This is a genomic window from Tranquillimonas alkanivorans, from assembly GCF_900115595.1.
Taxonomy (GTDB): Bacteria; Pseudomonadota; Alphaproteobacteria; order Rhodobacterales; family Rhodobacteraceae; genus Tranquillimonas; species Tranquillimonas alkanivorans.
Window position 1 is genome coordinate 14,780 of the sequence record NZ_FOXA01000013.1, and the last position, 20,374, is coordinate 35,153.

Below are 20,374 nucleotides of genomic sequence, written 5' to 3' on the forward strand. Positions count from 1 at the left end.
GCTGCCGGAAGGCGGCGCCCTTTGCAGGCGATTAAGCCAAACCACTGCGCCAACCTCCCGGAGGCGCAGGTCTTCGACGAAGACTTGCGCTCCTCTGCAAGGGGCGTAACGCACCTTCTACAGCCGGCTGAGCATCGGCCCCAGCGATCCGCCGCCCAGGATGTGGATGTGGTAGTGCGGCACTTCCTGCCCGGCATCCCCACCAGCGTTGGAAATTACCCGATAGCCGCCCGCGCCCTCGGTCGGCTGAAGCTCCAACGCGGCGCAGACCTGGCCCGCGACGCGGTTGAAGTCGACGATCTCGGCCTCGCTGGCTTCCAGGCAGAAGTGGTCGTGATTGACGTACTTGCCCTTGGGAATCACCAGAACGTGCGTCTTCGCCTGCGGACGGATGTCGCGGAAGGCCAGCGTGTGCTCGGTCTCCATCACCGTGTCGTTGGGGATCTCGTCGCGCAGGATCTTGGCGAAGATGTTGTCGTCGTCATAGGCGTAGGGCATCGCGGCCTCCTCAGTCGAACAGATGCGGGTTGCCGGCAATCTCGGCCGCGCGCGCCTCGGGGATGCCGAGGAAACGCGCCGCGGCGCCGGCGTTCTCCTCATGGGTCGCACTTTCCCGCATCAGATGGAAGCGCCCGCCCCCGGCGTCACGCAGCGCGTCGGCCTCTTGGGCGAGCGCCGCGCGCACCGTCGGCACCAGCGCCTCCCGCGCCGATGCGGGCGTGCCCGAGCCCACCAGCCCCACGCGCGCGGCGTGGGCCAGCACGTCCCCGTCGCTGAAGTCGCACTCGATCTCGAGAACCTGCAGCCCCGCCCGGTCGGCGGCGACGTCCCGCAAAAGCTCCAACCGAGAGGGGTCAAGGCAGATCATCATGCGGTCGCTGCCGAAGCGGTCGAAGAGTAGCCGGAGCAGGGCCCGGCGATGACGTGTCCGCTTGCCCAGGCTGCGTTCGAGACCGCCGAGCTCGGGCAGCCCCGCCTCCTCCTCTTCGAAGAGGTATCCCACCGCCGGCACGTTCGTGGCCGCGCGCGCCGCGTCGGCGAAGCGGCGGCCCACGTGCCACTTCTTGCAGACCACCGCCAGCAGCTCGCGGTCCCGCCCCAGCGTCGCCTCGGCCTCCCAGAAGCGGGGGGCGACGCGCCGCCCCTCGCGCCCCTGCCCCGTCAGGAAATGATAGAGCTGCCGCCCCTCGCCCGAGACGCGCACCTCCACGTCCTTCGCCGCATAGAGTTCCCCCAAGCGACGCTTGAGCTGGTGCGCCTCGGGGCTGATCTTGCGCGCGAACAGGTAATCCTGACCCATCAGCAGGTCGTGGTGGTCGTTGTAGAACGTCACCGGCATGCCGTAGTCGCTGAAGATCAGGAAGGTCAGCGTGCGCGACCGGATCTCAGCCGCCGGCACCAGGTGCGGCACCAGCGTCTGAAAGAACGTCTCGTCGGGGATCCAGGTGGTGGCGAAGAACCGCAGTATGTCCCGGCGGGTCCGGCAGAATTCCAGAACGGCCTCGACGGTGCGCCGGCGCAGGCACCACCATTGGCTACCGATGCGCATCTCGAGCTCGGCGGGCACCGCCCGCCGCAGCCCCATCCGCTTTTGCAGGTCGAGTGCGCCATAGAACAGCGCCTTGTGCCGCCGCTCGTTGAAGATGTGGCGATAGGTCAGCCGCTCTTCCTTCAGGCCGGTCTTGATCCAGCCGCTTTCGAAGAAGTCGAAGCATTCGATGTAGTCGACGTCGTCGGCGTCGAGCGCCGCGTGCACGTAATTCGCCGGCTTGATCGGCATGCAGTCGCCCGAGAGCATGTAGAAGTGCGTGGCGCGCGGAAACGCACGCTCGGCCGCCTTGAGCGCCAGCAGCGTGGCGCGGACCAGGCTCCACTCGCCCCAACCGCACCGGACCCTGCGCCGGGCGAAGGTCACGCCCGGATTGCCCGCCAGCGCGACGCGCAGGCGCTCGTACCCCTCCTGTCCCGCGCGAGCGTCGTAGTGAATGGCCACGAAATCGCCGGCCGCCGTCAGCCGGCGGGCCTGGGCGATGACCGCTTGCGGGTCCTTGTGGCACAGCAGGATGAAGGCGATCTTGGCCATCGGGTGCGTCTTGCGCGCTCCAGTCGGGACTGCTCGTGCGGTGATATCGCACGTTCCCGTTGTAAAGACAGGGCGGCTTTGATCTTTTCCGCCCGATCCGAGGCACAAGCGACACGGGGCGGGAGACGGGCGAGATGGGATTTCCGGGCACCTGGATGACCGAGAGCGAGAGCATGGTGTACCGGGTCGTGCCGAAATGCGCCTGCTCGACCATCGGCCAGATCATGTACTACTCCGACCACGGAGCGTTCTTCGACGGCGACATCCACGATGCGTCCAAAGGTGTGCACAAGTGGGCGCAGGACCACAGCCAGGGTCCGATTTCGGCCAACGTCAAGGCGCACACGTCCTTCGCGTTCACCTGCGTGCGCAATCCCTACACCCGGATCCTGTCGTCGTTTTTCGACAAGATCTGCGGCATCCAGCGCAATGGTCGGCGGTACCGGAACAACCTGGTGCCGATGCTGGTCCAGAAATACGGCGTCGAGGTCGGCGGCGCAGACGGCAGCGACGACTTCGACCAGATCAAGTCCTTCCGCCGCTTCCTGCTGTTCGTTCGCGACACCATCCGCTTCCGTAAGCCGATGGACCCGGACATCCACTGGTCGGCGATGTCGGGTCACATCTCGACCTTCATCGTCAACGGCGGCCGCTATGACCGCATCTTCTGGACCGAGCGGTTCAACGACGGGATGCAGTCGGTGCTCGACGCGGTCGAAACGCCGCATCCGGTCGACCTTTCGGCGATCCCGCGCTTCAACGAAAGCGAGGGGCACGGGCCGAAACGGGCGCACCCGGTCGAGGACTATTTCGACGACCTGTCAATGCACCTGATGTACGAGATCTATCACCGCGACTTCCGGCTGTTCCGGTACGACTTCGAGACCCCGGGCAACAAGATGCCGGTGGGCGAAATCGACCTCGACGAGGTGCATGCGAAGCTGGGGGAGTGATGCCGACAGCCGCAAGTGGACCATCCGACTTCGTGCGCGACGAGAGGGCAGCGCCCGGCCCGGCGGGGTGGGCGTGAAGCGCCCGCCCAATGGGGGACGGGCCGGGCGCTGCGCCGGGCCACGGACCCGGGCGATACAGCGGCCAGCATTCTTCAAAGGGCCCAAAGCAAAGCGCCCGGACCATCGGCCCGGGCGCTGAGTATTCCTGATCGCCAAGCGCTCCTCAGCGCCGCGCCGTCACTCCTCCGGCGGCAGAACCCGCAGGCGCAGTTCGCGGAGCTGTTCGTTCGACGGCTCGCTCGGCGCGCCCATCATCAGGTCCTCGGCGCGCTGGTTCATCGGGAACATGATGACCTCGCGGATGTTCTGCTCGTCCGCCAGTAGCATCACCATCCGGTCGATGCCGGCCGCGCAGCCGCCGTGCGGGGGCGCGCCGTACTGGAACGCGTTGACCATGCCGCCGAAGCGCTTGCGCACCTCGTCCTCGCCATAGCCGGCGATCTCGAACGCCTTGAACATAATCTCGGGCTTGTGGTTCCGGATTGCACCCGAAACCAGCTCATAGCCGTTGCACGCCAGGTCGTACTGCCAACCCAGCACCTTCAGAGGATCGCCGTCCAGCGCCTCGAGACCGCCCTGCGGCATGGAGAACGGATTATGGCTGAAGTCGATCTCGCCCGTCTCCTCGTCGGCCTCGTACATCGGGAAGTCGACGATCCAGGCGAAGGCGAAGCGGTCGCGGTCCACGAGGTCGAGTTCTTCACCGATCTGCACGCGGGCGCGGGCCGCGACGCGCTCGAAGCTCGACGGCTTGCCGCCCAGGAAGAAGGCCGCGTCGCCCTTGCCCAGGCCGAGCTGCTGGCGGATCGCCTCGGTCCGCTCGGGGCCGATGTTCTTGGCCAGCGGGCCGGCTGCCTCGATACCGCTCTCCCCTTCGCGCCAGAAGATATAGCCCATGCCGGGCAGGCCTTCCTTCTGAGCGAAGGCGTTCATCCGGTCGCAGAACTTGCGCGAGCCGCCGCCGGGCGCGGGAATGGCGCGGATCTCGGTGCCTTCCTGCTCGAGCAGCTTCGCGAAGATGGCGAAGCCCGAGCCGCGGAAGTGCTCGGACACGACCTGCATCTTGATCGGGTTGCGCAGGTCGGGCTTGTCGGTGCCGTACCAGAGTGCCGCGTCGGCATAGGAGATCTGGGGCCAGACGGTATCGACCTTGCGCCCCTTGCCGAAGCGCTCGAAGCAGCCCTGAACGACCGGCTGGATCGCGTCGAACACGTCGTCCTGGGTGACGAAGGACATCTCGAGGTCGAGCTGGTAGAAATCTGTGGGCGAGCGGTCGGCGCGCGGGTCCTCGTCGCGGAAGCAGGGCGCGATCTGAAAATACTTGTCGAAGCCCGACACCATGATCAGCTGCTTGAACTGCTGCGGCGCCTGCGGGAGGGCATAGAACTTGCCCGGATGCAGGCGCGAGGGCACGAGGAAGTCGCGCGCACCCTCGGGCGACGAGGCCGTGATGATCGGCGTCTGGAACTCGTTGAAACCCTGGTCCCACATGCGCTGGCGCAGGTCGCGCACCACGTCCGAACGCAGCACGATGTTGTCGTGCAGGTGCTGGCGGCGCAGGTCGAGGAAGCGATACCGCAGGCGCGTCTCCTCGGGGTATTCCTGATCGCCGAAGACCTGCAGCGGCAGCTCGGCCGAGCGGCCCAGCACATCGATCCCGCGGATATAGACCTCGATCTCGCCGGTGGGGATCTTGGGGTTCACGAGCTCGGGCGCACGGGCCTTCACCTCGCCGTCGATCTGGACGCACCACTCGGCGCGCACCTTCTCGACCTCGGCGAAGACGGGGCTGTCGGGGTCGCACAAGACCTGCGTCATGCCGTAATGGTCGCGCAGGTCGATAAACAGCACGCCGCCGTGGTCGCGCACCCTGTGCACCCAGCCCGCCAGACGGACGGTCTGGCCCACGGTGCTGGCGTCGAGATCGGCGCAGGTATGGCTGCGGTAGGCGTGCATCGGGCGTCCTTTCGGGCGGGATTGTCGGATCCGCGCCGATACACCGCGCGCGGGACCGGAAGTCAAGGGAGCGGTGGCGCGCCCATCGGTGCGAACGCCCTCATGTGAAAGCCCGGCACGTGCCGATGGGCCCCTGCTGCCCCTTTCGAGCGGGCGCCCTGCCACAGGCTGCAAAGCGGCGGCGCACCGCCCAACCCTCGCCGGCAAATCAATTTTTTGACAAAATCGCGGAAACCTTGTCACTATGTTTTTGATTGCATCTTCAGGAGCCGTGGTGAGGGACGCGGCTCGAACCGGGATGAATGTGCCGGGGAGCGGGCGCATTTGGGGGTGAACATGTGGAACACGATTTTTGACAAAGCCATTGGACAGATCATTCGCGAGGGCACGCTCGAGGTCACGATGCCCGACGGCCAGAAACGCCGTTACGGCGACGGCACCGGCGAGCGGGTGCACATCAGGCTCAAGGACCCGGACCTGCCCCGCCGTATCGTTCTGAGCCCCGACCTGGGCGTGGGCGAGGCGTACATGAACGGCCAGCTCGAGGTCGAGAACGACGATCTCCGCGCCTTTTTGACCGTCGCCATCAGGAACTCCTCGCATCGCCACAAACTCTGGTGGCAGCAGATCGTCAACGAGGTGCGCCGCACCCTGCGACGTGTGCAGCAGTGGAATCCCGCCAGCCGAGCGCGCAAGAACGTCGCGCACCACTACGATCTGTCGGGCGAGCTCTACGACCTCTTCCTCGACGCCGACAAGCAGTACTCCTGCGGCTACTTCCCCCGCCCCGACATGACGCTGGAAGAAGCCCAGGAGGCCAAGAAGGCGCATATCGCCAACAAATTGCTGATCGAGCCGGGCATGCGCGTGCTCGACATCGGCTGCGGCTGGGGCGGCATGGGTCTGACGCTGGCGCGCGACTACGGCGCCAAGGTGCTGGGCGTGACGCTGTCCGAGGAGCAGCACAAGATCGCCTGCGCGCGGGCGAAGGCCGAGGGGCTGGAGGACCGGATCGAATTCCGTCTGACCGACTATCGCAACGTGACCGGCACCTTCGACCGGATCGTGTCCGTGGGCATGTTCGAGCATGTCGGCGCGCCGCATTACCGGGAATACTTCCGCCACGTCTACGACAAGCTCGCCCCCGACGGGGTGGCGCTGATCCACACCATCGGGCGCTGCGGCCCGCCGGGCGCGACCTCGCCCTGGATCGCCAAGTACATTTTCCCCGGCGGCTACATCCCCGCCATGTCCGAGATGATGGCCGCGGTCGAGAAGGAGGACCTGACCGCCACCGACGTCGAGGTCTGGCGCATCCACTACGCCGAGACGCTCAAGCACTGGCACGAGCGCTTCGCCGCCAACATCGATCGCGCGCGCGAAATCTATGACGAACGCTTCTGCCGCATGTGGCGCTACTACCTGATCGCGTGCGAGCTGACCTTCCGCTATTCGCCGCAGGTCGTGTTCCAGGTGCAGCTGTCCCACGACAAGCAGGCCGTGCCGCTGACGCGCGACTACCTCTATCCGTCGGGGAAGGCGGCGGCGCCGGCCGGCAAGGCCAACAGCGACAAGAAGCCGGTGGCGCACGCCGCCGAGTAAACCCGCCCGCGGCCGTCCACGGCCACCCGCGGCACCACATCCGACCGGCACGCCCCGCACGGCGTTCCCCTCTTGCACACGCCTTCCCTGCCCCTTAAACGCAGGGCGATTTGCGCTGCGGAACGACGAGGGGACCCATGCCGAAAAGAACCGACATCCAGTCGATCATGATCATCGGTGCGGGGCCCATCATCATCGGGCAGGCCTGCGAGTTCGACTATTCCGGCGCCCAGGCCTGCAAGGCCCTGCGCGAGGAAGGCTACCGGGTCATCCTGGTGAACTCGAACCCCGCCACGATCATGACCGATCCGGGCCTGGCCGACGCGACCTATATCGAGCCGATCACCCCCGACATCGTGGCCCGCATCATCGAGAAGGAGCGCCCCGACGCGTTGCTGCCCACCATGGGCGGGCAGACCGGCCTGAACACCGCGCTCAAGCTCGAGGAGATGGGCGTGCTCGAGAAGTTCGGGGTCGAGATGATCGGCGCCCGGCGCGAGGCCATCGAGATGGCCGAGGACCGCAAGCTCTTCCGCGAGGCGATGGACCGGATCGGGCTCGAAAACCCGAAGGCCACCATCGTCTCCGCCCCCAAGCGCGCCGACGGCAGCTACGACATCAACGCCGGCCTGGCCGAGGCGATGGAGGCGCTGGAGGATATCGGCCTGCCCGCGATCATCCGCCCGGCCTATACCCTCGGCGGCACCGGGGGCGGCGTGGCCTATAACCGCGACGACTACGAATACTACTGCCGGTCGGGCATGGACGCCTCGCCCGTGGGCCAGATCCTCGTCGATGAAAGCCTGCTGGGCTGGAAGGAATACGAGATGGAGGTCGTCCGCGACAAGGCGGACAACGCGATCATCGTCTGCTCGATCGAGAACGTGGATCCGATGGGCGTCCACACCGGCGACTCGGTCACCGTCGCGCCCGCGCTGACGCTGACCGACAAGGAATACCAGATGATGCGCTCGGCCTCGATCGCGGTCCTGCGCGAGATCGGGGTCGAGACCGGCGGCTCGAACGTTCAGTGGGCGGTGAACCCCGAGGACGGCCGCATGGTCGTGATCGAGATGAACCCGCGCGTCTCGCGCTCCTCTGCGCTGGCGTCCAAGGCCACCGGCTTCCCGATCGCCAAGATCGCCGCGAAGCTCGCCGTGGGCTACACGCTCGACGAGCTCGACAACGACATCACCAAGGTCACGCCCGCCAGCTTCGAGCCGACAATCGACTACGTCGTGACCAAGATCCCGCGCTTCGCCTTCGAGAAGTTCCCCGGCTCGAAGGCCGAGCTGACCACCGCCATGAAGTCGGTGGGCGAAGCGATGGCCATCGGCCGCACCATCCACGAGTCGCTGCAAAAGGCGCTCGCCTCGCTCGAGACCGGTCTGACCGGCTTCGACGAGATCGACATCCCCGGCGCGCCCGACCACGCCGCCGTGGTCAAGGCGCTGACCGCCCGCACGCCGGACCGGCTGCGGCTGATCGCGCAGGCCATGCGGCTGGGGCTGACCGACGACGACATCCAGGCGGCCACGCAGTACGACCCGTGGTTCATCTCGCGCATCCGCGAGATCGTCGATGCCGAGGCCGACATCCGCAAGAACGGGCTTCCGGTGACCGAGGAGGGCTTGCGCAAGCTCAAGATGATGGGCTTCACCGACGCCCGCCTCGCCGCGCTCACCGGGCGGGACGAGGCTCAGGTGCGCCGCGCGCGCCACAACCTCGGCGTCACCGCCGTATTCAAGCGCATCGACACCTGCGCCGCCGAGTTCGAGGCGCAGACGCCCTATATGTACTCGACCTACGAAGCCCCCGTAATGGGCGAGGCCGAGGACGAAGCGCGGCCGTCGGGCGCGAAGAAGGTCGTGATCCTAGGCGGCGGCCCGAACCGGATCGGCCAGGGGATCGAGTTCGACTATTGCTGCTGTCACGCCTGCTTCGCGCTGACCGACGCGGGCTTTGAGACCATCATGGTCAACTGCAACCCCGAGACGGTCTCGACCGACTATGACACGAGCGACCGGCTCTATTTCGAGCCGCTGACCTTCGAGCACGTGATGGAGATCCTCCGCGTCGAGCAGGAGAAGGGCACGCTGCACGGCGTCATCGTCCAGTTCGGCGGCCAGACGCCGCTGAAGCTGGCCAACGATCTGCACGACGCGGGCATCCCGATCCTGGGCACCACGCCCGACGCCATCGACCTGGCCGAGGACCGCGAGCGGTTCCAGGGCATGCTGAACGAGCTGGGCCTGAAGCAGCCCAAGAACGGCATCGCCACCTCGGACACGCAGGCGATGGAGATCGCGAAAGATGTCGGCTATCCGCTGGTCATCCGCCCCTCCTACGTCCTGGGCGGCCGCGCGATGGAGATCGTGCGCGACGACGCGCACCTGGAGCGCTACATCCGCGACGCCGTCGTGGTTTCGGGCAAGAACCCCGTGCTGCTCGACAGCTACCTGTCGGGCGCGGTCGAAGTGGACGTGGACTGCCTGTCGGACGGCGAGAACGTGCACGTCGCCGGCATCATGCAGCACATCGAGGAGGCGGGCGTCCACTCGGGCGACAGCGCCTGCTGCCTGCCGCCCCACACCCTCGCCCCCGAGCTGGTTCAGGAGATGGAGCGCCAGACGAAGGCGATGGCGCTGAAGCTGGGCGTCGTCGGCCTGATGAACGTGCAGTTCGCCATCAAGGACGGCGAGATCTACGTGCTCGAGGTGAACCCCCGCGCCTCGCGCACCGTGCCTTTCGTGGCCAAGGCCACCGACAGCGCCATCGCCTCCATCGCCGCGCGGCTGATGGCGGGCGAGAAGCTTTCGGCCTTCCCGGCGCGCCCACCCTACCCGGCCGACGCCTCGGCCGACACCACGCTGCCGATGGCCGACCCGATGACGCTGGCGGACCCGAACATGCCGTGGTTCTCGGTGAAGGAGGCCGTGCTGCCCTTCGCCCGCTTCCCGGGCGTGGACACGCTGCTGGGCCCCGAGATGCGCTCGACCGGCGAGGTCATGGGCTGGGACCGCGACTTCCCCCGCGCCTTCCTCAAGGCGCAGATGGGCGCGGGCACGCATCTGCCGAACCAAGGCACCGCGTTCCTGTCGGTGCGTGACGCCGACAAGACGGCCGAGCTGATCGACACCGCCCGCATCCTGACGGACCTCGGCCTGAAGATCGTCGCCACCAGAGGCACGCAGGCCTATCTGGCCGAGAACGGGATCGAGGCCGACACCGTCAACAAGGTCTACGAGGGCCGTCCGCACATCGTGGACATCATGAAGGACGGCGGCATCCAGCTGGTGATGAACACCACCGAGGGCGCGCAGGCGGTCGAGGACAGCCGCTCGATGAGGTCGGTCGCGCTCTACGACAAGATCCCCTATTTCACCACGCTCGCCGCCAGCCACGCCGCCGCGCAGGCCATGCGCGCGCGGGAGGACGGCGACATCGGGGTCCGGGCGCTGCAGGGGTGAGTTCGGGCATAGCCGGGCCGCGATAGCACCACCGACGAGCATCTCCCGAGCGCGGGTGGGCCTGAAGCGCCCGCCCGAGGGGCGCTCGGGCGCTGCCCGTCACGGACCAGCGATGGCGGAACCTGCGCACACGCACGATTCTCCGCTGAGGGGCGGGCGACTCATGGTATCCTCCGCGCGCGGACATTTCCCGCGCGTCTCCCTTGGGAGGACATTCTCATGACATTACGAAGCCTGGCGGCGATCTGCGGCGTCCTGGTGGCGGGCGCGGCAGTTGCCGATGATTTCAACCTCGATGACCTGCGTGCGGCGGTCGAGAAGTACAAGGACGTCAACGTGGCGCTCGCGGACGGCTATGTCCCCGACCCGTCCGGCGCCTGCGTCAGTGCCGCGGCCGAAGGACTGCCCGCCGAACTGGGCGGCATGGGCATCCACTACCTGCACCCGGCGCGGCTGAAGCTCACAGGCGACGCGCCCCGCGTCGACGGCGAAAGCACCCACACCGATTTCATGGTCCCGGCCATCCTGCTCTACGAACCGCAGGCCGACGGGACGCTGGAGCTGGTGGGGATCGAGAACCTCGTGTTCGAGAAGGCCTGGCGCGCCGCCGGCAACGCCACGGCGCCGATGATGAACGGGCGGATGTGGGACCACATGGCCGATGACGCCGACACTCCGCACGACGAGGCGCACGGCTTCATGCCGCACTACGACCAGCACGTGTGGCTGTTCCGGGAAAACCCGGCCGGCGAGTTCGAGCCGTTCAACGCGAACGTCACCTGCGATCACTTGTCCAGGTGACCTCGCCCTCTGCGCGGACGCGGTTCCGCGCCAATGCGTTCACGATCGGCCCGCGTCCGGAACCCCCGGGCGCGGGCCTCATTGGTCCTCCGAAGCGATGGAAACGGAGGACCACATGAGCGATCATGGACTCGAGATCATCGACCGGACCGTCAACGACACCAACCATTGGCTCAACGAACTGTCGTCCCAACTCGGCTGCGAGAAGAAGCAAGCTTACCACGTGCTGCGCGGCGGCCTGCACACGCTCCGCGACCGGCTGACGGTCCAGGAGGCGTCGCACCTGGGCGGCCAGCTTCCGCACCTTGTGCGTGGCATCTACTACGAGAATTGGCGCCCCGCCGACGCGCCCTGCAAGGTACGCGACCAGGAGGAGTACCTCGTCCTGCTGGCCGAGCGCATCGGCGATGATCAGGTGACCGAGCCCGAGAACGCCGCCCGCGCCGTCTTCGGCCTGCTCAAAAGGCACATCGATCCGGGCGAGTGGACCCACGTTCGCGGCATGCTCCCGGCCGAGGTCGAGGCGATGCACGACGCTGCCTGACGCGCTTCGGCTTACGTGACCATCCGCCCCGCACCCGGCCCACCGCCGCGTGCGGGGCTTTTCGTCAGCGGCGGGTGCCGTCTTGTCCGCCCTGCCGCTGCGGGGTAACTCGGCGCGCATGGCGAAGCTCTATTTCCACTACTCCACGATGAACGCGGGCAAATCGACGCTGCTGTTGCAGGCGTCGCACAATTACCGCGAGCGTGGGATGGACACGTACCTGCTGACCGCCCGGCTGGACCGCCGCGCGGGCGAGGGCCGCATCGGTTCGCGTATCGGCATCGGGCAGCACGCGGACACGTTCGCGCCGGGCGAGGACCTGTTTTCTCGCCTGCAACAGTTGCAGGTGCAACGGTCCTTCGCCTGCGTCTTCGTGGACGAGGCACAGTTCCTCGAACCCGCGCAGGTCTGGCAGCTTGCCCGCGCCGCCGACGACCTGAACCTGCCGGTCATGTGCTACGGGCTTCGCGTGGACTTCCGCGGGCAGCTCTTCCCCGGCTCGGCCGAGCTGCTCGCTCTCGCCGACGATCTGCGCGAGGTGCGCACCATCTGCTTCTGCGGCCGCAAGGCGACGATGGTCGTGCGCCAGGACGAGACCGGACAGGTGCTCGTCGCCGGTGAACAGATCCAGGTCGGCGGGAACGAGACTTACGTCTCGCTCTGCCGCCGCCACTGGCGCGAGGCGGTGGGCGACACGCCCCCCGCATGACCGCCAGCGCCGCCGTCCAGACCGGCTCTCTCGCCGCCGGCTACGGCGCGGCCGGGCTGTTCTGGGGCGCTTTCGCCGCCGCCACGCCGGCGTTGCAGGACCTCAGCGGGCTTGGCGAAGGCGGCTTTGGCCTCGCGCTTGGCGCGATGTCGGTGGCGGCGCTGCCGGTGATGCAGGGGCTGGGCCATGTCATCCACCGCATCCCGCGCCACGCCATCCCGCTGTGCCTGCTGATCTTTGCCGCCGGCAACCTGCTGCTGGCCTTCTCGGACAACTTCACGGCCTTCATCGGGGCGCTGCTGATTCTGGGCGGCACGTCCGGCGCGCTCGACATCTCGCTCAACATGCGGACGGCGCGGCTCGAGGCCGAAACGCAATCGCGGCTGTTCAACCGCGTGCACGCGCTGTTTCCCTTCGCGATGCTGGTGTCGGCCGGGCTGACGGGCCTTGCCCGTTCGGCCGGGGCCACGCCCGCGGCGATCTTCCCGGTGATCGGGCTGTTCTTCCTGGCCGCCGCCGCGCTGGAATGGCGGGCGGGCGGACACCAGCGACCCGGCCCGGCGCCCGAGGACGGCAGCGGCCTGCGCCTGTCGCGCCCCGTGCTAATCTTGGCTGCCATCGCGGCGCTGGCGGCGTTTCAGGAGATGTCGGCGCAAAGCTGGGCCGCCATCTTCGTCGAACGCGTGCTGGGCGCCGCGCCCGCGATGGCCGGGCTCGCCCCCTCCGCCTTCGTCCTGGGGCTAAGCGCCGGGCGGCTGGCGGCGCACGCGGTGGAGCACCGGCTGGGCGCCATGGACACCGTGCGCATCGCCGCCTGCCTCGCCGCGCCGGCTTTCCTGATCCTCGCGGCCGCGCCGCCCGTGTGGCTGGTGCTCGCGGCATCCTTCGTCGCGGGCACGGGCGTGGGGCCGGTCGAGCCGGCCGTCTTCCGCTCGGTCGCGACCTCGGGCGCGGGCGGTCGGGCGCTGGCGACCGTCACCGGCATCGCCTATGTGGGCTACCTGCTCAGCCCGCCTGTGCTGGGGCTGGTGGCGGACGTGGCCGGCTGGGGCGCGCTGTGGGCGGCGACGGCGGCGCTGGCGCTGTGCGTGGCCGGGCTGACGCTGCTCGAACGCTGAGGCGGTCTGTCCGGCGGCGGACGGGGGGCTGTCTGCCCCCGCGCCCCCCGAGGATATTTCGAGACCGAAGATGAAGCGGGTCAGAAAAGACGGCCGCCGAGGGGGACGTCCTTGTCCGGGGTCAGCAGGACGACCTCGCCATCTTCGTCCGGCACGCCCAGGACCAGCACCTCGGACATCACCTTTCCGATCTGGCGGGGCGGGAAGTTGACGACCGCCATGACGCGCTTTCCCGGCAGCGTTTCCGGGGCGTAGTGCTTGGTGATCTGGGCCGAGCTCTTCTTCTCGCCGAACTCGGGGCCGAAATCGACCCAGAGCTTGATCGCGGGCTTGCGGGCCTCGGGGTACGGTTCGGCGCGCGTGATGCAGCCCACGCGGATGTCGACCTTGAGGAAGTCGTCGAACGTGATCTCGCTCATCCCCGCAGCTCCCGCGAGCGGTCGGCGGCGGCCTTAACCGTCTTGCGCATGAGGGGCGGCAGGCCCGTCTGTTCGTCCATCAGCACCTCGAGCCCTGCCTGAGTCGTGCCGTTGGGCGAGGTGACGTTGACACGCAGTTGCGCCGGGTCTTCCTGCGCCTCCTCAGCCAGTTGGCCCGCGCCGCCGACCGTGGCCTTCGCGAGCTTCATGGCGAGATCGGGCGACAGGCCCTGATCCTCGGCCGCGGCGGCCAGGCACTCGATCATGTGGAAGACGTAGGCGGGGCCGGAGCCGGAGACGGCGGTCACGGCGTCCATCTGATCCTCGTTTTCGAGCCGCACGGTCTGGCCGATGGCCGAGAGCAGCTCTTCGGCCAGATCGAGGCTCGCCGCGCCCGCGTCGTTGGCCACGAGCGCAGTGATGCCCCGGCCCACGGCGGCGGGCGTGTTGGGCATGGCGCGGACGACGGGGGTGCCGGCGCCCAGCTTATCCTCGAAGTAGGCGACCGTCTTGCCCGCGGCGATGGAGACGAAAACGGTGCCGCCACCGCCGAGCGCCGCAAGCCCCGGCACCGCGTCGCCGATCATCTGCGGCTTCACGGCCACCAGCACCATCGCCGGGCGTTCGGGCAGGTCGGCGTTGAGGTTCAGCCCCTCGATCCCCTGCAACCAGTCCGAGGGCTTCGGGTCCACTACCCAGACCGACGCCGCGGGCAGCCCGCCCTTCAGCCAGCCCGCCAGCATCGCCGATCCCATCTTGCCGCAGCCCAGAAGCACCAGCCCGCGCCGGCGCAGTTCATCCATGTCCATCGTCGGCCCCATATCTTGCGTTCGGCGCCAGACTAGCCGCCGGCGCGGCGGGCACAACCGTCCGGGCGAAACGCGAACCCGCCGCCGGGTCACCCCGACGGCGGGCTTTGCACTGCATGAAACCGGGCCGCTGCCGACCCTGCCCTCGCCTTTGCCGGATCTTATGCCCGGCCGTATGCCTCTGCGATGGCCACCTGCATGGCCTCCTTCGCCGTCTTCCCGCCCCAGGCGACCAGCTGGAACGCGGGATAGAACTTCTCGGCCGCGATCACCGCGGAGGAAATCATCCGGTCGATCTGCTCGGGGCAGGCCGTCTGCCCGCCCGAGAGCACGAGACCGTAGCGCCACACCATCAGCCGCTGCTCGGCCCAGTAGGTGAAGGCGCCCGACCAGCACTGGTCGTTGATCGTGTTCAGCACCTCGTGAAGCCCGGCCATCCGGTCTTCGGGCGGCTCCATGTCGAAGGTGCAGATCAGTCGCAGCGTTTCGTCGTAGGCCGACCACGCCAGAGTGATCGAGTAGGTGCGCCACTGCCCCTCGACCGCCATCGCGATCTGGTCGTCGCCGACGCGGTCGAAGTCCCACTCGTGGCACTCGGCCAAGTGCTCGACGATGTCGATGGGGTGGACCTCGGGCGTGTCCAGATACTGCTCGGAGTACGACATTCTGCGGCCTCTCTGGTTGAGGCGGGCAGGCCGGAAGAGCCCACTACCGCTTGGTACCTGCTCAAGGTTCGGCGTGGTTTCGGCCTCCCCTTACCAAATATGGTGTGCTCAAAGGTTCCATCCTGTAAAGCAAAATGTCGGGGGAAAACGCAGGTTCTTGTGGAAAAGGCTGTGGGAGGGACAAGGTCTCGCGTCAATAGGCTGTGGGCAAGTCGGGGACAGAAAAGCGAGGGGCCGGATTCAGACAACAGGATCAGGGCGCTGGAGCCGTCCACAACGAAAAACGCCGCCCGGCGGCGCGGGCGGCGTCAATATCTGGTGGTCGCGGGGCCGGTCAGCCCTTCGAGGCGGCCTCGAGCGCGTCGAGCCGCGCCTTGAGCGACTCGTTTTCCTCGCGCGCCTTCTGCGCCATCGCGCGGACGGCGTCGAACTCTTCACGCGTGACGAGGTCTCGATCGGCCAGCCAGCGGTCGATCATCGACTTGAACGCGGTCTCGGCCTCTTCCCGAGCGCCCTGTGCGACGCCCATGGCGTTTGTCATGAGCTGCGAGAAATCGTCGAACACTTTGCTGCGGCTTTGCATCACGGGGCTCCATCCTGTTTTCCCGTATATGGCCCCCGTCCGCCGGGTTCTCAACCTTGACTTCGCCCGGCCTGTGCGCCCTAACCGGCGCCATGCTGGCAGCCATCCCCTTTCCCGAGATCCGGCCCGAGATCTTCTCGATCGACGTCGGCAGCTTTTCCTTCGCGCTGCGCTGGTACGCGCTGGCCTATGTCGTGGGCATCCTGCTGGGCTGGCGCGTGGCGGTCGCGGCGGCCAAGCGCGCGGCGCTGTGGCCGGGGAGCGAGCCACCGCTGACGCCCGCGCAGGTCGAGGAGCTGGTGACAGCCGTGATCCTGGGCATCGTGATCGGCGGGCGGCTGGGCTTCGTGCTGTTCTATCAGCCCGGCTACTACCTGGCGCACCCGCTCGAAATCCCGATGATCTGGCAGGGGGGCATGTCGTTCCACGGCGGGATGATCGGCGTGGTGGTGGCGGGGCTTCTGGTCTGGCGCAAGTACCGGCCGAACCCGCTGAGCCTGGGCGACATGCTGGCCCTGGCGACGCCGCCGGGCATCCTGCTGGGGCGGATCGCCAATTTCATCAACGCCGAGCTTTGGGGCCGTCCGTCGGACGTGCCTTGGGCTGTGGTCTTCCCCGGCGCGGCAGCGCAGGATTGCCCGGACGTCGCAGGGCTGTGCGCGCGCCATCCCTCGCAGCTTTACGAGGCCGGGCTCGAAGGGCTGCTGCTGGGCGGCGTGCTGCTGGTGATGGCCTTCGGCACCGGCGCGCTGAAGCGGCCCGGCCTGATCACGGGGCTTTTCCTGACGGGCTATGCCGCCGCGCGGATGTTCGTCGAGATCTTTCGGCAGGCGGACCCGCAATTCATCACGCCCGGCAACCCGATGGGTTATGTCGTGTGGCTTGGGGACGCGGGCCTGTCGATGGGACAGGTGCTGTCGCTCCCGATGCTGCTGGTGGGCCTTGTGCTGATCTGGCTGTCGCGCACGCGGCTGGCGCACGGGCGGGCATGACCGCGCTGTCCGAGATCCTGATCCGGCAGATCCGGACCATCGGCGCGATGAACGTGGCCGACTACATGGCCGCCTGCCTGATGCATCCCGAGCACGGCTACTACACCACCCGCGATCCGCTGGGGCGCAGTGGCGACTTCGTGACCGCGCCCGAGATCAGCCAGATGTTCGGCGAGCTTCTGGGTCTGAGTCTTGCGCAGGCCTGGATGGACCAGGGCGCGCCGAATCCGTTCGCGCTGGCCGAGCTGGGGCCGGGGCGCGGAACGCTCATGGCGGATGTGCTGCGCGCGACGCGGCACGTGCCGGGCTTTCACGAGGCGATGGAGGTGCACCTGGTCGAGGCGTCGGCGCCGCTGCGGCAGGTTCAGGCCGAGACGCTGGAAGGCTACGCTCCCACCTGGCACGACGGGGTCGGCACCCTGCCCGAGCGCCCGCTGTTCCTGCTCGCCAACGAGTTCTTCGACGCCCTGCCCATGCGACAGTTCCTGCGCGACGGCGACGGCTGGCGCGAGCGGATGGTGACGGTGACGGAGGACCGGCTGGCCCTCGGACTGAGCGAATCTGCGCCGCTGGACGCCTTGGCCGACCGACTGGTCGACACTGAGGACGGCGATTTGGTCGAGACCTCCGCGCCGGCGGTGTCGCTCGCCGCGCAGATCGGCGAGCGCATCGCACGAAACGGCGGTGCGGCGCTGATCGTGGATTACGGGTCGTGGGCGTCGAAGGGCGACACGCTGCAGGCCGTGGCCGGGCACAGGAAACGCGATCCGCTGGAGGCGCCGGGCGAGGCCGACCTGACGGGGCACGTGGCGTTCGGCCCGATGGCCGCGGCCACTCCTTGCGCGCACACGGCGCTCGTGCCGCAGGGCGTCTTCCTCGAGCGGCTGGGCATCACCGCGCGGGCGCAGGCGCTGGCGCGGAGGCTGACCGGCGCAGCGCTCGAGAACCACATCGCCGCGCATCGGCGGTTGACCCACCCCGACGAAATGGGACACCTATTCAAGGTAATGGGTTTTCATCCCGATACCGCGCCGCCGCCGCCGGGGCTTTTGCATGACGCTTGAGATTATCACGTCCGACGCGCTTTCCCCGCTCACGCACGGGTTCTTCACCCGAAAGGGCGGAGCATCTTCCGGCGTGTTCGAGGGGCTGAACTGTGGGCGCGGGTCCTCGGACCAGACCGAGGCCGTGGCGATCAACCGGGCCCGCGTGGCGCGCGCTCTCGAGGTTGCGCCGCCATCGCTGGTGACGGTGCACCAGACCCATTCGGCAGACGTGGCCGTCATCGACGGCCCGCACGAGTTGCCCCCGCCCGAGGCCGACGCGATGGTGACCAAGACCAAGGGCGTCGCGCTGGGGATTTTGACAGCGGACTGTCAGCCTGTTCTGTTCGCGGACATCCAGACCGGCGTGATCGGCGCGGCACATGCGGGCTGGAAAGGTGCGCTCGACGGCGTGCTCGAGGCGACGGTCGACGCGATGATCGACCTAGGCGCGCGGCGCGACGGGATCGTCGCCGTGATCGGCCCGACGATCAGCCAGCGCAACTACGAGGTCGGGCCCGAGTTCTTCGACATGTTCCTGGCCGAGGACCCCGAATACTCCCGCTTCTTTGCCGGGGGCGAGGGCGACCGGATGCACTTCGACCTGCCGTCGTTCGGCCTGCACCGGCTGCGCGCGGCGGGGATCGAGAAGGCCGAGTGGACGCGACACTGCACCTACGACGACCCGGCGCGCTTCTTCTCGTACCGGCGCAGCGTACATCGGCAGCAGGCCGATTACGGCCGCATGATCTCGGTCATCCGGCTCTGAGCCGCGGGGCGTTTCCGCGTCTTCACCCAAATTCCGCCGCTCCGCCCCACCGTTGCCTCAATGCCTTTCCACCTTCCAAAGCGAAGGATGGGCAGAACGCCGTTTCCAACACAGAAGGACCGGAGAGATGCAGGGCAAGCGCCGCAGATGGCTGGAGCGCGTGATCGAGGAAAGCGCGAGGACGGCGGAGATCCCGTCGTGGAGACAGGTTCACGCCGCGCACCGGGTGCCGCGCAGCACCGCTTGAGACCGGCAGAACGATGACAGGCCATGTCCCGCCGCTTGCGCAGGCTGTGGCCGCACGCCGGATCGTGCGTACTCGACGGGCCGGGCAGCGAGGGGATTGATCGGATGGGCTACACTCGCCAGACACCGTTGCAAAGCGGACAGGCCGGACGGAAATGGACCGTTCCGCGCAGCGGCACCGTCGCGCCGCAGCCTGCTCCGCCCAGCGCCCCGGTGCGCCGCTTCGACATCTCGTTCCTGAACGGCGCCGGGGACGCGGAAACCGTCGCGCGCCCCGGTCCCGCCCAGCCCGCCTTCGAAGCCGCCTTTTCCGCCTTCCAGCGCGGAGCGCTGGTGCAGACTCCGCAGGGCCCCGTTGCGGTCGAGGACCTGATTCCGGGCACCGAGATCGATACGGCGCATGGCCCGCAGCCGCTGGCTTGGGTCGGCTCGATGACGCTTTTGCCCGAGGGGCTGAGCGACAAGCTCCCGGCCGGCCGCCTCTACCGCATCGCCGCGGACGGGTTCGGACTGGGCCGTCCCATGCCCGACCTCATGCTGGCCGAGGGCGCACGGCTGGTCAGCCACACCCCCGCCGTCCGCGCCGCCGCGAAGGCCGATGCGGCGCTCGCGCCGGTGTCGGTGATGTCCGACGGGATGACCGTGATCCGCATCTCCCCGCCCTCGCCCGTGCGCGTGTTCCACCTGGTGTTGGAGCGCCACGCCGTGATCCAGGTGAACGGGGTCGAGACCGACAGCTTCCACCCCGCCGCGACCGGTGCCGACGCACTGGGGCCGGAGATGCGGCGCGTGTACCTGTCGCTGTTCCCGCACCTGCACTCGTTCGAGGGGTTCGGCCCGGTCGCCATGCCGCGCCTGAGCGAACACGATCTGGCGGCGACCTTCGCCGCCTGATCCGTCAGGCGCTGCGGCTCAGCCGCTCTTCCAGCACATCGAACGGCACGCCGGGCTGTTCCTTGGCGTTGCGGATCACCAGCGACGTCTTCACGCTGGCCACGTTCTCGGCCGCCGTCAGCTGCTCGGTCAGGAAGGTCTGGAAGGTCGACAGGTCCGGCGCGACGCACTTGAGGATGAAGTCGACCTCGCCGTTGAGCATGTGGCACTCGCGCACGAGCGGCCAGTCGCGGCAGCGCTGCTCGAACCGGGACAGGTCGACCTCGGCCTGGCTCTGCAATCCGACCATTGCGAAGACCTGCACCTCGAACCCCAGCGCGCGCGAATTGACCTGCGCGTGGTAGCCGCGGATCAGTCCCGCCTCCTCGAGCGTGCGGACACGCCGCAGGCACGGCGGCGCCGAGATGCCAACCCGGCGCGCCAGTTCGACGTTGGTCATGCGCCCGTCGGCCTGAAGCTCGGACAGGATTTTCCGATCGATCGGGTCGAGCTTGTGTCCGGGCATCCTTTGTCCTCCTTGGGATGTCGAAGCTTACGGCGCACCGCCATAACACGCAACAATGTGTCGCGGTTGCGCAATATCCATAAAATTGGCGGAAGGCCAGAGGCCCGAGGCCGGTTCTGCCCCTTCAGGGGTTTCTGCCGCGCCGGGCAGTGG

The 20,374-nt window shown here is 68.0% G+C and carries 19 protein-coding genes; 11 read left to right on the forward strand and 8 right to left on the reverse strand.

Annotation, left to right across the window (positions count from 1 at the left end; all coding sequences use genetic code 11):
* Nucleotides 1-117: 117 nt before the first annotated feature.
* Nucleotides 118-498 carry an HIT domain-containing protein gene (locus tag BM162_RS14960; RefSeq protein WP_093423642.1) on the reverse strand — a complete coding sequence of 127 codons (381 nt, stop codon included), beginning with the start codon at nt 496-498 and terminating at the stop codon, nt 118-120.
* A 10-nt stretch (nt 499-508) separates the two neighbouring features.
* Entirely contained in the window at nt 509-2,083 is a 1,575-nt protein-coding gene (locus BM162_RS14965) for a DUF5928 domain-containing protein (protein ID WP_093423644.1), read from the reverse strand.
* 134 nt (nt 2,084-2,217) lie between these two features.
* On the opposite strand from BM162_RS14965, the gene BM162_RS14970 reads away from it, so the two are divergent.
* The gene (locus BM162_RS14970) at nt 2,218-3,036 is read left to right on the forward strand and encodes a sulfotransferase family protein (RefSeq protein ID WP_093423647.1); all 819 of its coding nucleotides are present in this window, start codon (nt 2,218-2,220) and stop codon (nt 3,034-3,036) included.
* A gap of 237 nt (nt 3,037-3,273) precedes the next feature.
* Here the strand turns inward: BM162_RS14970 and aspS are convergent, their stop codons facing one another.
* Nucleotides 3,274-5,052, reverse strand: a complete 1,779-nt coding sequence (gene aspS, locus BM162_RS14975) for an aspartate--tRNA ligase (RefSeq protein WP_093423649.1) — start codon at nt 5,050-5,052, stop codon at nt 3,274-3,276.
* A 336-nt stretch (nt 5,053-5,388) separates the two neighbouring features.
* Between aspS and BM162_RS14980 the strand changes: the two genes are divergently transcribed.
* The 6 genes from BM162_RS14980 to BM162_RS15005 all read left to right on the forward strand — a co-directional run bounded on the left by BM162_RS14980 (nt 5,389) and on the right by BM162_RS15005 (nt 13,296).
* Complete coding sequence (locus BM162_RS14980) at nt 5,389-6,654, forward strand: SAM-dependent methyltransferase (protein WP_093423652.1); 1,266 nt, start codon at nt 5,389-5,391, stop codon at nt 6,652-6,654.
* A 137-nt stretch (nt 6,655-6,791) separates the two neighbouring features.
* Nucleotides 6,792-10,124 carry a carbamoyl-phosphate synthase large subunit gene (carB, locus tag BM162_RS14985; protein WP_093423654.1) on the forward strand — a complete coding sequence of 1,111 codons (3,333 nt, stop codon included), beginning with the start codon at nt 6,792-6,794 and terminating at the stop codon, nt 10,122-10,124.
* Nucleotides 10,125-10,343: 219 nt separating this feature from the next.
* Entirely contained in the window at nt 10,344-10,925 is a 582-nt protein-coding gene (locus BM162_RS14990; protein WP_093423657.1) for a hypothetical protein, read from the forward strand.
* A 115-nt stretch (nt 10,926-11,040) separates the two neighbouring features.
* The gene (locus BM162_RS14995; RefSeq protein ID WP_093423659.1) at nt 11,041-11,469 is read left to right on the forward strand and encodes a DUF2267 domain-containing protein; all 429 of its coding nucleotides are present in this window, start codon (nt 11,041-11,043) and stop codon (nt 11,467-11,469) included.
* A gap of 118 nt (nt 11,470-11,587) precedes the next feature.
* Nucleotides 11,588-12,178, forward strand: a complete 591-nt coding sequence (locus BM162_RS15000) for a thymidine kinase (protein ID WP_093423914.1) — start codon at nt 11,588-11,590, stop codon at nt 12,176-12,178.
* Nucleotides 12,175-13,296 carry an MFS transporter gene (locus tag BM162_RS15005; protein ID WP_093423662.1) on the forward strand — a complete coding sequence of 374 codons (1,122 nt, stop codon included), beginning with the start codon at nt 12,175-12,177 and terminating at the stop codon, nt 13,294-13,296. The genes BM162_RS15000 and BM162_RS15005 overlap by 4 nt, the downstream gene beginning before the upstream one ends.
* An 80-nt stretch (nt 13,297-13,376) precedes the next feature.
* On the opposite strand, the gene BM162_RS15010 is transcribed toward BM162_RS15005, so the two are convergent.
* The 4 genes from BM162_RS15010 to BM162_RS15025 form a co-directional block, all read right to left on the reverse strand.
* Nucleotides 13,377-13,715: a tRNA-binding protein gene (locus BM162_RS15010; RefSeq protein ID WP_093423664.1), complete on the reverse strand. Its 339-nt coding sequence runs from the start codon at nt 13,713-13,715 to the stop codon at nt 13,377-13,379.
* A complete protein-coding gene (gene proC / locus BM162_RS15015; protein WP_093423917.1) occupies nt 13,712-14,524 on the reverse strand; it encodes a pyrroline-5-carboxylate reductase in 813 nt (270 codons plus the stop codon). Before proC ends, BM162_RS15010 begins: the two co-directional genes overlap by 4 nt.
* A 161-nt stretch (nt 14,525-14,685) precedes the next feature.
* On the reverse strand, nt 14,686-15,189 hold the full coding sequence (locus BM162_RS15020; protein WP_093423667.1) for a type III secretion system chaperone family protein: 504 nt from the start codon (nt 15,187-15,189) through the stop codon (nt 14,686-14,688).
* A 334-nt stretch (nt 15,190-15,523) separates the two neighbouring features.
* Nucleotides 15,524-15,772, reverse strand: a complete 249-nt coding sequence (locus BM162_RS15025; protein WP_093423669.1) for an accessory factor UbiK family protein — start codon at nt 15,770-15,772, stop codon at nt 15,524-15,526.
* Nucleotides 15,773-15,864: 92 nt separating this feature from the next.
* Between BM162_RS15025 and lgt the strand changes: the two genes are divergently transcribed.
* The 4 genes from lgt to BM162_RS15045 all read left to right on the forward strand — a co-directional run bounded on the left by lgt (nt 15,865) and on the right by BM162_RS15045 (nt 19,716).
* Complete coding sequence (gene lgt / locus BM162_RS15030; RefSeq protein WP_093423672.1) at nt 15,865-16,764, forward strand: prolipoprotein diacylglyceryl transferase; 900 nt, start codon at nt 15,865-15,867, stop codon at nt 16,762-16,764.
* The gene (locus BM162_RS15035; RefSeq protein ID WP_093423675.1) at nt 16,761-17,828 is read left to right on the forward strand and encodes a class I SAM-dependent methyltransferase; all 1,068 of its coding nucleotides are present in this window, start codon (nt 16,761-16,763) and stop codon (nt 17,826-17,828) included. The genes lgt and BM162_RS15035 overlap by 4 nt, the downstream gene beginning before the upstream one ends.
* Nucleotides 17,818-18,576, forward strand: coding sequence for a peptidoglycan editing factor PgeF (gene pgeF, locus BM162_RS15040; protein ID WP_093423677.1), 759 nt, complete (start codon nt 17,818-17,820; stop codon nt 18,574-18,576). The genes BM162_RS15035 and pgeF overlap by 11 nt, the downstream gene beginning before the upstream one ends.
* 270 nt (nt 18,577-18,846) lie before the next feature.
* A complete protein-coding gene (locus tag BM162_RS15045) occupies nt 18,847-19,716 on the forward strand; it encodes a Hint domain-containing protein (protein WP_093423680.1) in 870 nt (289 codons plus the stop codon).
* A 4-nt stretch (nt 19,717-19,720) separates the two neighbouring features.
* On the opposite strand, the gene BM162_RS15050 is transcribed toward BM162_RS15045, so the two are convergent.
* A complete protein-coding gene (locus BM162_RS15050; RefSeq protein ID WP_093423683.1) occupies nt 19,721-20,221 on the reverse strand; it encodes an Lrp/AsnC family transcriptional regulator in 501 nt (166 codons plus the stop codon).
* Between the last annotated feature and the right edge of the window lie 153 nt (nt 20,222-20,374).